The sequence below is a fragment of the Arthrobacter sp. Z1-15 genome (assembly GCF_054792395.1).
The window spans coordinates 1,430,199-1,442,835 of the sequence record NZ_CP096454.1 but is presented as its reverse complement, the minus strand read 5'-3'; the positions used below and the strand labels follow the sequence as shown (position 1 = coordinate 1,442,835).

The following is a 12,637-nucleotide window of genomic DNA, read 5'->3' as shown; positions in this document are numbered from 1 at the left end:
ACCGGGAGGCCTCCGGTCCGGAATCAGGAAGAGTTGTAGCCGTAGAACCAGCCCTCGAAGACGGCCCGGGACCGGCGGGTAATTCGCAGGTAATCCTCTTCCAAAACGCCGGCCTGGCCCGGTCCGTAGCCGCACCAGCGGGCCACCGCCTCAAGCTCCTGGCGTGAGGAAGGCAACACGTCGGGATTCCGTCCGCCGCGGATAACGTTGGCGGAGCGGATCCGGCTGGCCAGCAGCCAGGCTTCGCGCAGGATGGCCGTATCGGCGGCCGGCAGCAGCCCGGCCGCGGTTATGGCATCAAGTGCCGGAAGCGTGGCGGTGGTCCGAAGTTCCGGATGGGTGCCGGCATGTTCGAGCTGCAGCAGCTGCACCAGCCACTCGACGTCGCTGAGGCCGCCGCGGCCCAGCTTCAGCTGCCGGGAAGGATCCGCACCGCGGGGCAGGCGTTCATTTTCCACCCGTGCCTTGATGCGGCGGATTTCACGGATGTCCTGTTCGCTGACTCCGGCCGAGTACCGGATGGGATCAATCAGGTCCATGAAGTCTTCGGCCAGCTCGTCGCTGCCGGCCATCGGACGGGCGCGCAGCAGTGCCTGTGCTTCCCAGATCAGGGACCAGCGACTGTAGTACTCGCGGTAGGATCCCAGGCTCCGCACCAGCGGACCGTTCCGCCCTTCCGGGCGCAGCCCCGCATCCAGGACCAGCACTTTTTCCGCCAGGATTGCCGGTGTGCACGGCTGCTGCAGCAGTGCGGACAGCTGGCTGACGATCCGCTCGGCCTGGGACTGCGCGGCCCCGGGATCGGCGCCGGGCAACGCGCGGTGGACGTAGAGGACGTCGGCGTCGGAGCCGTAGCCGATTTCCTGCCCGCCCTGCCGGCCCATGGCCACCACCAGCATGTCGGTGAGTTTCTCCTCGCCCGCCAGTACATCGGCCTCCGCAACGTGCAGCGCCCCCAGCACGGCGGCCCGGTCCGCGTCGGCAAGCGCCCGGCCCACCTCTTCCTGGGAGAGCAGGCCCGCACTGTCGGCGAGGGCTATCCGCAGCATCTCCCGGCGCCGGATCAGGCGGATCAGGCGCATGGCCCCCCGCGGATCGGGATGGCGGGACATTTTGGACCGGATTTCCTGCCACTGGGCTTCAAAGGACATCGGCACCAGGTCCTTGTCCGTGTCCAGCCAGGCCGTGGCCTCGGGTGAGACTTCGAGCAGGTCGGTGATGAACCGGCTGGAGGACAGGATTGAGCACAGCCGCTCCCCTGCCGCGGAGGAATCGCGCAGCATGCCCAGGTACCAGTGCGTCTCCCCCAGCGACTCGCTCAGGCGCCGGAAGCCCAGCAGTCCTGCATCGGGGTCCACGCCGTCGGCAAGCCAGCCCAGCAGCACCGGAAGCAGCTGCCGCTGCAGGGCGGCGCGGCGGCTGATGCCGGCCGTCAGTGCTTCGATGTGCCGCATGGCGCCCTTGGGGTCCGCATACCCGAGCGCCGCGAGACGAGCCTGTGCGGCCGCCGGGGAGAGCTTCACCTCGTCCACGCTGAGGTTGGAGGCGGTGTTCAGCAGCGGACGGTAGAAGATGCTCTCATGCAGCCGGCGGACCAGCCGCTTGGTGCGCTGCCAGGTGTCGGTGAGCCGCTCGGCGGTGGGGCGGCCGACGGCAAGGGAGCCGCTGGACGCCTTGGCCAGGGCGCGCAGGGCCGGCTCGGTGTCCGGCATCAGGTGGGTGCGCCGCATATGCACCAGCTGGATGCGGTGTTCCAGGACCCGGAGGTAGCGGTAGGCGGTGTCGAGGTCGACGGCGTCGCTGCGCCCAATGTAGCCGCCCTCGCTGAGGGCGGCTATGGCCGACGTCGTGGAGCGCACGCGCAGCGTTTCATCGGTCCGGCCGTGCACGAGCTGCAGCAGCTGGACGGTGAATTCGACGTCGCGCAGGCCGCCGCTGCCCAGCTTCAGCTGACGCCCTTCTTCATGGCCGGGAATGTTGTCGGTGACCCGGCGGCGCATGGCCTGGACCGACTCCACGAAACCTTCGCGTTCGGTGCTGGACCAGATCAGCGGGGCCACCGCTTCTTCGTAGCGCCGGCCCAGGTCCGGATCCCCCGCCGCGGCGCGGGCCTTGAGCAGGGCCTGGAACTCCCAGGTGTGGGCCCAGCGCGTGTAGTAGTTCAAATGGGAGTCCAGGGTCCGCACCAGCGGACCGTCCTTGCCCTCGGGGCGCAGGTTTGTGTCCACCTCCCACAGCGCCGGTTCCGGAGCGGATGCGTTAATGGCCCGGGAGATGCCGGCGGCGAGGGCCGTGCCGATCTTCGCTGCCGGGGTCTCGTCCAGGCCCGGGGATTCCATCACGTAAATGACGTCGACGTCGGAAATGTAGTTCAGTTCCCGTGCCCCGCATTTGCCCATGGCAATAACGGCCAGGCGCACGCGGGAAATGTCTTCCGCCGGGTAGCTGGCAGCGAGTTCCGCGCGGGATACGGCCAGCGCCGCTTCCAGGGCCGCACCGGCGAGATCCGCGAGTTCGCGGCCGACGGCGGGCAGCACATCGGTGGGCGAGGCCGCCCCGAGATCGCGGACGGCGAGGTCCAGCAGATGCCGGCGATAGCGGGTGCGCAGCGCCACATAGGCTTCGGTGCCCGTGAGCCCGGCCACGGGGGCGTTCCCGGTGCCGGCTTTGACCGATTCCAGCAGCGACGCACGGAGGATGTCACCGGAAATCTCAGCCGGCTCGGCGCGCAGCGGCGACCGCAGGCTCTCGGCGGCTTCGGGGTGGCGCATCAGGAATTCCGCCAGTGCCTCGGAGGCGCCGAGCAGCCGGAACAGGGCTTCGCTCTCCTGCTCGCCGCCCTCCACCAGTTCCCGCAGTTCGGGAACCCGGTCCAGCAGGCGGACCAGCGACTGCAGGGCAAGATCCGGATCCGCGGCCTGCAGGAACCCGGTGAACAGGGCCGTCTCGTCCAGTCCGTCGAGTTCGGGAGCCTGCAGGAAGCGGCTGCTTTTTTCCAGGTCCGTGAACCCTGCGGCGATCAGCCTGCGGGTAAGACTCATCGGAGGTTCTCCATGTCGCTCATTCCTCCATGTCGTTTAGTCCTCCATAGCGCCCGCTGCCGCGGGTTGGCTAGAGAATGCCCAGGTTTTTCTTCAGCTCGAACTGCGTGACGTGCTGGCGGTATTCATTCCATTCGGCACGCTTGTTCCGCAGGAAGTTCTCGAAGACCTGCTCGCCGAGGATATCCGCCACCAGCTCGGACTCTTCCATGGCCCGGACTGCATCATGCAGCGAGGCGGGCAGCGGGTCCAGGCCCATGGCGCGGCGTTCGGCTGCCGAGAGGCTCTCGACGTCGTCCTCCGCCCCGGCGGGGAGGTCGTAACCCTCCTCGATGCCCTTCAGCCCGGCGCCGAGCAGTACGGCATAGGAGAGGTAGGGGTTGGCTGCGGAGTCGATGCCGCGGTACTCGATGCGCGCCGACTGACCCTTGCCCGGCTTGTACAGCGGCACACGGACCAGCGCGGACCGGTTGTTGTGGCCCCAGGAGACGTAGCTGGGGGCCTCGCCGCCGCCCCAGAGCCGCTTGTAGGAGTTGACGAACTGGTTGGTCACCGCGGTGAACTCCGGCGCGTGGCGCAGCACGCCGGCGATAAACTGGCGGGCCGTCTTGGACAGCTGGAACTCGGCGCCGGCCTCGAAGAAGGCGTTGGTGTCGCCTTCAAACAGCGAAAGGTGCGTATGCATGCCGGAACCCGGGTGCTCGGAGAACGGCTTGGGCATGAAGGTTGCGTAGCAGTTGGTGGTCAGTGCCACTTCCTTGACCACGGTGCGGAACGTCATGATGTTGTCCGCCGTCTGCAGCGCATCCGCGTACCGCAGGTCGATTTCGTTCTGGCCCGGGCCGGCCTCGTGGTGGCTGAACTCCACCGAGATGCCCACGGCTTCGAGCATGGACACCGCGGTGCGGCGGAAGTCCTGGGCCACGCCGCCGGGAACGTGGTCGAAGTAGCCGGCCCGGTCCACCGGGACGGGCTCGCCGTCGGGGCCCAACTCGTCGGACTTCAGCAGGTAGAACTCAATCTCGGGATGGGTGTAGCAGGTGAAGCCCATGTCAGCGGCCTTGGCCAGCTGGCGCTTGAGCACGTTGCGCGGATCCGCTGCGGAGGGCTGGCCGTCCGGGGTAAGGACGTCGCAGAACATGCGCGAGGTCTGCTCGGAATCTCCCCGCCACGGAAGGATCTGGAAAGTGGAGGGGTCCGGCTGGGCCAGCATGTCGGATTCAAAGACGCGGGCCAGGCCCTCGATCGAGGAGCCGTCAAAGCCCAGGCCCTCTTCGAAGGCGCCTTCAACCTCTGCCGGAGCCAGTGCCACGGACTTCAGGGTGCCGACAACATCGGTAAACCACAACCGCACAAACCGGACGTCTCGTTCTTCGATGGTGCGCAAAACGAATTCCTGCTGGCGGTTCATCCCTACCCTCTTCCTGGACGTTGGCACGGCTCCGGATCGTCCGGCGTCGTGCCTGTGGTTCTACCTGTCTTCACTCTACCTATCCGGCGCCAGTTTCCCGCCGCCGCGCTGCCGGTCCGGCTCCGCGTTACGCCCGCGGTCTGGCAACGGGTCCGGCAACGGCGGGCACCCGGGCTCCGGCGCCCGCCGGGACCCGTTTAAGGCGGCTTGCGGCGGCGGGCGCGCAGCCGCCGGCGGATTTAGTAGGCTCAGCGCATGAGTAATGCCGAACAGCCCGCCCCATACGCCGGCAGCCCCGCCGATCCGGCAGCCGGTGCAGCCCCCGGCCCGGGTGCAGGACCGCGCCGTATCCGGATTCCGCACCTGCAGCAGCTCAAGGATTCCGGGCAGCATTTTGCCATGCTCACCGCTTATGACCAGTACACGGCATCGATCTTTGACGAAGCCGGCATTGAGGTGCTGCTGGTTGGGGATTCGGCGGCCAACAACGTGATGGGCCACGCCACCACCCTGCCGATCACCCTTGACGAGATGATTGTTTTTGCCCGGTCGGTGACGGCCGGCGCAAACCGCGCCCTGGTGGTCGCCGACCTGCCCTTCGGCTCCTACGAGGTCTCCCCCGCCCAAGCCGTTGAATCCTCCATCCGGCTGCTCAAGGAAGGGCTGGTCCATGCCGTGAAGATGGAAGGCGGGGCGCATTACGCACCGCATGTCCGGGCCTTGGCCGCCGCCGGCATCCCGGTGATGGCCCATGTGGGCTTTACCCCGCAAAGCGAGCACGCACTGGGCGGCTACCGTGTGCAGGGCCGGGGCGGCGCGGCGCAGGCAGTGCTCGACGACGCCGCCGCCCTGGCTGGAGCAGGAGCCTTCTGTGTGCTGATGGAAATGGTTCCCGCCGACGTCGCCGCGCAGGTGGATGCCGCCGTCGCCGTCCCCACCATTGGAATCGGCGCCGGGAACGCCACCACCGGGCAGGTGCTGGTCTGGCAGGACATGGCCGGTATGCGGGGAGGCACGCTGCCGAGGTTCGTCAAGCAGTTCGCCGATGTCCGCTCGGTCTTGTCGCAGGCGGCCCGGGAGTACGCCGCCGAAGTGCGCAGCGGCTCCTTCCCCGGCCCGGAGCACAGCTTCTGAACCAGGCCGGCGCCATCAGGCCGGTAGGCTCACCGGGTGGAGAAGACGAGCAGTGAAAAGGTTGTCTGCTACGTGGTGGAACAGGAGCACCTCCTGGTGTTCACGCACCTTGACGTTCCGATGGACGTCACCGGAGTGCAGGTTCCCGCTGGCACCGTGCGCCCGGGCGAAGATCCCGCCGCGGCAGCAGTCCGTGAGGTGCGGGAGGAAACCGGGCTCGAGTCAGCGGTCGTGCGCCGGCTTGGAACCACGGCCTACGACTATTCCCCCGCCCGGTTCGAGATTGCCACCCGGCACTTTTTCCTGCTCACTGCACTGCAGCCGCCGGCGATGTCACGGCGGTGGGAAGCCGGTGAAATCGATCCCGAGCACGGCGGGCCGCAGCGCTGGGAGTGCCGCTGGATGCCGCTGACCCAGGCCCACGTGCTGGCCGGAGGTCTCGGTGCCATGGTGGGGTCCCTGTACAACTGATCCGCTACCAGTTGCGGTTTTCCTCGTCTTCCTTGTCCCAGGCTTCGTTGCGCTGCTGAACCTTCTGCAGGGCCATTTCCGCTTCCTCCTGAGTCGGATACGGACCCAGGAGTTTGGTCCAGTCGGACTGCGGGCCCTTCTCAACCTCGTGGGTGACGACATTGAACCAGTACTCAGCCATGGTGTGTTCTCCTCTTCAACGTGCTCCCGCACGAAAATCCCGTACGAACCCCGGTTGGGGAGCCCCGGTGCCGCGGCATAAGCCGTCCGGCGATAAGATCGATGGTATGCCCCACACTCTTGCCACCGCACCCCTCGGCCATCTCGCTCCGGGAGCAGTGAGCCCCCGCCTTCCGGTTCCGGCGTCGATCGCGCGTCCGGAATACGTCGGCAAGGAAGCTCCCGCCCCGTTCACCGGCTCCGAGGTCAAGTCCGCCGAGACCATCGAGAAGATCCGGGTGGCCAGCAAAATCGCCGCCCAGGCCATCGTAGAGGTCGGCAAGCACATTGCCCCGGGAGTCACCACGGACAAGCTGGACCGGGTGGGCCATGAATTCCTGCTGGACCACCATGCCTATCCGTCGACCCTGGGCTACCGGGGTTTCCCCAAATCGCTGTGCTCCTCGGTGAACGAGGTCATCTGCCACGGCATTCCGGACACCACGGTGCTTGAAGACGGCGACATCATCAACATCGACATCACCGCGTACATCAACGGCGTCCACGGCGACACGAACTGGACGTTCCTGGTGGGAAACGTGGACGAGGAGTCCCGGCTGCTGGTCGAACGTACCCAGGAATCCCTGCGCCGCGCCATCAAAGCGGTCATGCCGGGCCGGGAAATCAACGTTATTGGCCGCAGCATCGAGTCCTATGCCAAGCGCTTCGGCTACGGTGTTGTCCGTGACTTCACCGGCCACGGCGTGGGCGAAGCGTTCCACACGGGGCTGATCATCCCCCATTACGACGCCGCGCCGGCCTACAGCCGCCTTATCGAACCGGGAATGGTGTTTACCATTGAGCCTATGCTCACACTCGGCACCATCGAGTGGGACATGTGGGACGACAATTGGACCGTCCTCACCAAAGACCGCAAACGCACCGCCCAGTTTGAGCACACCCTGCTCGTCACGGACACCGGCGCCGAAGTTTTGACCCTCCCTTAGCAGCGTTCACGCCGCCTAGACAGACCTACATCTGGAGAACCATGGCCAAGAAACACAAGAGTAAGCACGGCGACGCCAACGCGGTCATCGGCATTGATATCGGCGGCACCGGCATCAAGGGCGGCATTGTCGACCTGACCAAGGGCAAGTTGATCGGCGAGCGGTTCCGCATCCCCACTCCGCAGCCCGCAACGCCTGAAGCGGTGGCCGGCGTGGTGGGCCAGATCGTCGCCGAGCTTTCCTCCCGCCCCGGAGGTCCCGGACCCGAAGTTCCCGTGGGCGTCACCTTCCCGGCCATCATCCAGCACGGCGTCGCGCGTTCGGCCGCCAACGTGGACGACAGCTGGATAGGCACCGACGTCGACACGCTGCTCACCAAGGCGCTCGGCCGGGACGTTCAGGTCATGAACGACGCCGACGCCGCGGGTCTGGCGGAAGCACGCTACGGCGCCGGGCGCGAGGTGGACGGCACCGTCCTGGTGATCACCCTGGGCACGGGAATCGGCTCGGCACTGATCTACAAGGGCGTGCTCGTGCCGAACGCCGAGCTCGGGCATCTGGAAATCGACGGGTACGACGCCGAGAGCCGGGCCTCTGCCTCCGCCCGGGAACGCGATGACATCAGCTGGGAGGAATACGCCAAGCGGCTGCAGCGGTACTTCTCCCACGTGGAGTTCCTGTTCTCGCCGGACCTCTTTGTCGTTGGCGGCGGCATCTCCAAGCGCAGCGAGGACTTCCTGCCGCTGCTGGACCTGCGCACGCCGCTGGTCACGGCCAACCTCAAGAACAATGCCGGCATTGTGGGCGCGGCCCTCCAGGCGGCCATGCACTTCAAGTACATCAGCTAGGCCTTCCGCCGGAGGGCGGACAAAACAAAGGCGGCGGCAGGGAAACCTGCCGCCGCCTTGCTGTGTTGTAAAGAGGCTGTGTTGTAAAGAGGCTGCGTTGCTACAAAGGCGCTGCGGTCAAAGGCGCTGCGCCCAAGGCCTCCGCTGCCGGGGCGGGCCCCACAGCAGCGCCCCCGGCGGAGTGTCCCCGGTCAGCGGGTTGTGACCGGCCGCCGGGCATCCGCCGGACCGGCACCGGCAGGCCGGGGTTCTCCGCGCAGTTCTGCGATGGCTGCCTCGAAATCTTCAAGTGACTCGAAGGCCTGGTAAACGCTTGCGAACCGCAGGTACGCGACCTGGTCCAGCTTCTGCAGCGGTTTCAGGATCGCCAGACCCACCTCGTGGGCGTCAATTTCAGCCACTCCGCTGGCTCGGATGGACTCCTCGACCTCCTGCGCCAGCATGGCCAGGTCATCTTCACTGACGGGGCGTCCCTGGCATGCCTTGCGCACGCCGTTGATGACCTTGCCGCGGCTAAACGGCTCCCCCACGCCGGAACGCTTGATAACGCTCAGGCTGGTGGTCTCCACCGTGCTGAACCTGCGGCCGCATTCGGGGCACTGGCGGCGGCGGCGGATGGCGGATCCGTCGTCGGCCAAGCGGCTGTCGACGACGCGGGAATCAGCGTTGCGGCAGAACGGACAGTACATCCGGTGTCCTTTCGCTGGAGGTCGGTTGCCCGGGGGCGTCCAAAGCCTGCTGCAGGTACATCAGGCCGGGCACAGCAGATGCTGCGCTGCGCACTCATTCTAGGGCCGCAGTACCGACATCACCAACTGCCCGTCACCATATGTAGTAGAGGCACCTACTACATATGGTGGTCCAACCGCGGGAGGTCCCGGCCGTGACGGCAGTCAGCTCAGGACTCGAACCGGACTGACACCGCATCGCCGTGCGCCGGGAGATCCTCGGCGCGGGACAGGGCGACAACGTGGGTACTGACTTCCTGCAGGGCAGCACGGTCGTAGTTGATGACCTGGATGGCATGCATGAACGTCGTCACGTTCAGCCCGGAGGAGAAGGCCGCTGTGCCCGCAGTGGGCAGCACGTGGTTGGAGCCGGAGCAGTAATCGCCCAGGCTGACCGGACTGTAGCTGCCGACGAAGATGGCTCCGGCGCTGGTGATGCGGGCCGCGACGTCGGGGGCGGCTGCGGTCTGAATCTCCAGGTGCTCGGCCCCGTAGGCGTTGCAGACGTCGATTCCCTGTTCCAGGTCATCCACCAGGATGGTTCCGGACTGGGGTCCGGAGAGTGCGGTTTCAACCCGTGTACTGTGCCGGGTGTCCGGAACCTGCCGGCCGAGTTCGCTCCGGACGCGTTCGGCCAGTTCCTCAGAGTCGGTGACGAGGACGGACGCGGCATTGGGGTCATGCTCGGCCTGGCTGATCAGGTCGGCGGCGACAAGCCGGGGGTCGGCTTCGCCGTCGGCCAGGATGGCAATCTCGGTGGGGCCGGCTTCCGCATCGATCCCCACTACCCCCTTGACCAGCCGCTTGGCGGTCGCCACGTAGACGTTCCCGGGCCCGGTGACCACGTCCACCGGAGCCAGTTCCGGGTTGGTTCCGTCCGCTGCAATGCCGTAGGCGAAGGCCGCAATGGCCTGGGCGCCGCCCATCGCGTATACCTCTTCGATACCGAGCAGCTCTGCGGCAGCCAGGATGGTCGGGTGGGGCAGCCCGCCGAATTCGCGCTGCGGCGGCGACGCCAGAGCGAGCGACCGGACACCGGCTGCCTGGGCCGGCACCACGTTCATCACGACGGATGACGGATATACGGCGAGTCCGCCCGGGACGTACAGACCTACCCGGCCCACCGGAAGCCAGTTTTGCGAGACGTTGGCTCCCGGTCCAATCTGCAGATCGGTGTTCTGCGGACGCTGGGCCTCGGCAAAGAGCCGGGCCCGGCGGATCGACTCCTCAAGGGCCTCCCGGACGGCCGGATCGAGCTGCGCCAGCGCCTCGCGCAGGGCTGACCTGGGGACCAGCGGGTGGTGCTGTTCCACGGCGTCGAAGCGGGAAGCCAGCTCGCTCAGGGCGGCATAGCCGCGGCTGCGGACATCGGCAATGATGGCGGCAACGGCGTCGGAGGCCACATCGGTGGTGGTTTCAGCGCGCGGCATGGCGTGCTTCAAGCCGGCCGGGCTCAGATGCTGCCCGCGCAGGTCAATGGTGCGGAAGGATTCAAAGGCGGGAACAGAGCTTGAAGAAGTCACGCTTTCCAGTCTACCCACGAGCCGGTCCCGGAACGGCGGGCGGGCAGCTGCGTTACGCCCGGGGCGCGGTGAGGTTCTGCCAGGTGATGGCGACGAGGTTCAGCTGCGGGGGACGGCTGCCGCCGCCGGCGATCTGCTCGTTGAGGCGTCCGTCGTAAACAGCGAGCAACAACCGCGCCAGTTCCGATGCATCAACCGTGAAATCGGCATTTTGTGCATCGGCAACCCGAACCAGTGCAGCGGTGACAGCCTCAGCCAGCACCTTGCGCTGCTCGGCGACAACGGTGCGCACACGCTCGGACCTCCGGGCAGCCAGCAGCAGTTCGAGCCTGACCGAGTGCCATACCGTGTCGGAGGTAAAGTCCGCCATCCCCTCGAGGACGCGCTCGACGACGGCGGTCGGTTCCAGTCCGCCGGGACGCAGCCACTGGTCCAGCTGGCCGTTCAGCCGCTCCGCGAGCTGCCCGATGTGGTCCTCGTACATGGCCAGCGCAAGATCGGTCTTGGTGGCGAAGTTGCTGTAGAAGGCGCCGCGCGTGAAACCGGCCGCTGCGCACAGCTCTTCCACGCTGGCTCCCTCGATCCCCTTCTCCGCAAAAACGTCCGCCGATGTCGACAGCAGGCGGTGGCGGGTGGCAATCCGGGACCTCTTCGCAGGTTCGGCGTCGGCGTCCATGGCAATCCTCTTTCCGGCACGGTGCATGCTCACACGATACATGGGTGTATCGTCGGAGGAAATCAATACACCAGTGTATCCAAGTTGCTTGAAAAGGATCTGCCCCCATGTCCATGTCCACCCCAGTTCGCTCACGCCACGCGGCCCGCCCGGCACCGCGGCGGCCCCGCTCCCCTTTCCGGGCGCCGAAGTTCTGGCTGCTTCCCATGATCGTGGTCATCGTGCTGGCAGCGGTGGGCACAGCCCTGTACATGGGCGGGCTGGCCAATCCGACGGGACATTTGAAGGACTTCCCGGTGGCAGTGGTCAATGAGGATTCCGGCACTGAGGAAACCGCCGAGGGCGCACCGGCCCAAAATCTGGGCCAGGAGATCGTGACGGGCTTTGCGGACCGCGCCGCGGAGGGAGAGGAACTAGATCTGCGGGTTCTGTCCTGGACGGATGCCCAAAAGCAGCTGGACAACGGAGAGGTGTACGCGGCCGTTGTCATTCCCGAATCCTTCTCGTCCGACGCCGCGGGGCTGGTGGCCGGTTCGCTGACCCGCGAAGGGGCCTCCCGGCCCTCGGTCACTGTATACACCGACCCCAAGGCCGGCGCGCTGGCGGCACGCCTGGCCACCGGCGTCGTCGAACCCGGGCTGAAGCAGGCCAGTACCTCCCTGGGCGAGCAGCTGAGCAGCGCGGCACTGGATGCTGAGGCCCAGGCTCGCGACGCCGTGGAGCAGCAGCTGACGGCGTCCCAGAACGAGCAGGCCCGCAGGACGCAGGAAGCGGCGGCCCAGGCAGGCCCGGCAACGGAGGCGTTTGCCCGGCAACTCGCCCAGCAGCAGGCCGGGACCCCCGCACAGCTCGCCGAGCAGCTGGCGCCCGCCGTCAGCGCCTCCTCGGCCGTCCTGCTGCAGGACCCCATCAACATCGCCTCCGCCACGTACCACGAGGTGGAAGACGGCACGGCCCTGGGCATGGGTTCCTTCTACTACGCAATCCTGCTCCTCGTCCTGGGCCTCACCGGTTCCATCGGCGTCAACGTGCTGGTGGACGGCAGGCTGGGCATCACGCCCCTGGAAATGGGACCGGCGTTTCTGGAAACGCGGCGGACCACTCTCTCCCGCTGGAAGACCCTGTTGCTGAAGTGGGGAATTTTTGTCACCGCGGCGGCCCCGGCATCCGGGGTAGTCATGTGGGTGGCCGCGGCCGCGGGAGTTCCCCTGCCCAACGGCGGAACCCTGTTCCTGATCAGCTGGCTGGCGATGTCTGCGGTGTCGGCCGCCGTTTTCGCCCTGCTGACCGTCTTCGGCAATGCCGGGCTGCTGGTTTCGATGATCTACTTGGTGCTCATGGGCCTGCCCTCGTCCGGAGCCGTGGTGCCGGTGGAGGCTCTGCCGGGCTTCTTCCGGGCCATCGCGCCCTGGGAGCCGCTGCACCACATTGCCAATGCCGTCCGCAGCGTTCTCTACTTCGGATCCGGTACTGAAACCGGGCTGGGCGCCGATGTTCTGTCGCTGGTCCTGATCCTGGCGGTCTCGCTGGTTCTCGGCTTCCTGTGCAGCGCCGGATATGACCGGGCGTTTGGCCGGCGCGGGGCCAAGGCCGCCGGTCAGGCTGCGGTCTAGGCTTCCGAATCACCGCCCGCAGGCTT

At 66.9% G+C, this 12,637-nt stretch carries 11 protein-coding genes; 5 read left to right on the top strand and 6 right to left on the bottom strand.

Annotation, left to right across the window (positions count from 1 at the left end):
- Positions 1-23: 23 nt before the first annotated feature.
- Both M1D40_RS06615 and glnA read right to left on the bottom strand, forming a co-directional pair.
- Positions 24-3,041, bottom strand: a complete 3,018-nt coding sequence (locus M1D40_RS06615) for a bifunctional [glutamine synthetase] adenylyltransferase/[glutamine synthetase]-adenylyl-L-tyrosine phosphorylase (RefSeq protein ID WP_461170605.1) — start codon at positions 3,039-3,041, stop codon at positions 24-26.
- Positions 3,042-3,111: 70 nt separating this feature from the next.
- A complete protein-coding gene (gene glnA, locus M1D40_RS06610; RefSeq protein WP_341392592.1) occupies positions 3,112-4,452 on the bottom strand; it encodes a type I glutamate--ammonia ligase in 1,341 nt (446 codons plus the stop codon).
- Positions 4,453-4,707: 255 nt separating this feature from the next.
- Here glnA and panB point away from each other — a divergent pair, with 255 nt between their 5' ends.
- Positions 4,708-5,586, top strand: coding sequence for a 3-methyl-2-oxobutanoate hydroxymethyltransferase (gene panB, locus M1D40_RS06605; RefSeq protein WP_341392591.1), 879 nt, complete (start codon positions 4,708-4,710; stop codon positions 5,584-5,586).
- A gap of 36 nt (positions 5,587-5,622) precedes the next feature.
- On the top strand, positions 5,623-6,057 hold the full coding sequence (locus M1D40_RS06600) for an NUDIX hydrolase (RefSeq protein WP_461170604.1): 435 nt from the start codon (positions 5,623-5,625) through the stop codon (positions 6,055-6,057).
- Between the two features lie 4 nt (positions 6,058-6,061).
- Here M1D40_RS06600 and M1D40_RS06595 read toward each other — a convergent pair whose 3' ends face one another.
- Positions 6,062-6,238 (bottom strand): SPOR domain-containing protein, encoded by a 177-nt coding sequence (locus tag M1D40_RS06595; RefSeq protein WP_341392589.1) that lies wholly within the window; start codon positions 6,236-6,238, stop codon positions 6,062-6,064.
- A 106-nt stretch (positions 6,239-6,344) separates the two neighbouring features.
- On the opposite strand from M1D40_RS06595, the gene map reads away from it, so the two are divergent.
- Together map and ppgK are read left to right on the top strand one after the other, a co-directional pair.
- Positions 6,345-7,223 (top strand): type I methionyl aminopeptidase, encoded by an 879-nt coding sequence (gene map / locus M1D40_RS06590; protein WP_461170603.1) that lies wholly within the window; start codon positions 6,345-6,347, stop codon positions 7,221-7,223.
- 41 nt (positions 7,224-7,264) lie between these two features.
- Positions 7,265-8,071 carry a polyphosphate--glucose phosphotransferase gene (gene ppgK / locus M1D40_RS06585; protein WP_461170602.1) on the top strand — a complete coding sequence of 269 codons (807 nt, stop codon included), beginning with the start codon at positions 7,265-7,267 and terminating at the stop codon, positions 8,069-8,071.
- A 191-nt stretch (positions 8,072-8,262) separates the two neighbouring features.
- Here the strand turns inward: ppgK and nrdR are convergent, their stop codons facing one another.
- From nrdR to M1D40_RS06570, 3 genes are all read right to left on the bottom strand, one after another.
- Positions 8,263-8,760 (bottom strand): transcriptional regulator NrdR, encoded by a 498-nt coding sequence (nrdR, locus tag M1D40_RS06580; protein ID WP_461170601.1) that lies wholly within the window; start codon positions 8,758-8,760, stop codon positions 8,263-8,265.
- Positions 8,761-8,969: 209 nt separating this feature from the next.
- Positions 8,970-10,322: a histidinol dehydrogenase gene (hisD, locus tag M1D40_RS06575; RefSeq protein ID WP_461170600.1), complete on the bottom strand. Its 1,353-nt coding sequence runs from the start codon at positions 10,320-10,322 to the stop codon at positions 8,970-8,972.
- A gap of 52 nt (positions 10,323-10,374) precedes the next feature.
- Complete coding sequence (locus M1D40_RS06570) at positions 10,375-11,040, bottom strand: TetR/AcrR family transcriptional regulator (RefSeq protein WP_341392584.1); 666 nt, start codon at positions 11,038-11,040, stop codon at positions 10,375-10,377.
- A gap of 71 nt (positions 11,041-11,111) precedes the next feature.
- Here M1D40_RS06570 and M1D40_RS06565 point away from each other — a divergent pair, with 71 nt between their 5' ends.
- Positions 11,112-12,611: a YhgE/Pip domain-containing protein gene (locus M1D40_RS06565; protein WP_461170599.1), complete on the top strand. Its 1,500-nt coding sequence runs from the start codon at positions 11,112-11,114 to the stop codon at positions 12,609-12,611.
- The last annotated feature ends 26 nt before the right edge of the window (positions 12,612-12,637 follow it).

What these genes read in the sequence shown, in the direction of transcription:
- M1D40_RS06570 (WP_341392584.1), bottom strand. Translation starts at nt 11,040, where the DNA reads ATGTATCGTGTGAGCATGCACCGTGCCGGAAAGAGGATTGCCATGGAC.
- nrdR (WP_461170601.1), bottom strand. Translation starts at nt 8,760, where the DNA reads ATGTACTGTCCGTTCTGCCGCAACGCTGATTCCCGCGTCGTCGACAGC.
- map (WP_461170603.1), top strand. Translation starts at nt 6,345, where the DNA reads ATGCCCCACACTCTTGCCACCGCACCCCTCGGCCATCTCGCTCCGGGA.
- ppgK (WP_461170602.1), top strand. Translation starts at nt 7,265, where the DNA reads ATGGCCAAGAAACACAAGAGTAAGCACGGCGACGCCAACGCGGTCATC.
- M1D40_RS06565 (WP_461170599.1), top strand. Translation starts at nt 11,112, where the DNA reads ATGTCCACCCCAGTTCGCTCACGCCACGCGGCCCGCCCGGCACCGCGG.
- panB (WP_341392591.1), top strand. Translation starts at nt 4,708, where the DNA reads ATGAGTAATGCCGAACAGCCCGCCCCATACGCCGGCAGCCCCGCCGAT.
- glnA (WP_341392592.1), bottom strand. Translation starts at nt 4,452, where the DNA reads ATGAACCGCCAGCAGGAATTCGTTTTGCGCACCATCGAAGAACGAGAC.
- M1D40_RS06595 (WP_341392589.1), bottom strand. Translation starts at nt 6,238, where the DNA reads ATGGCTGAGTACTGGTTCAATGTCGTCACCCACGAGGTTGAGAAGGGC.
- M1D40_RS06615 (WP_461170605.1), bottom strand. Translation starts at nt 3,041, where the DNA reads ATGAGTCTTACCCGCAGGCTGATCGCCGCAGGGTTCACGGACCTGGAA.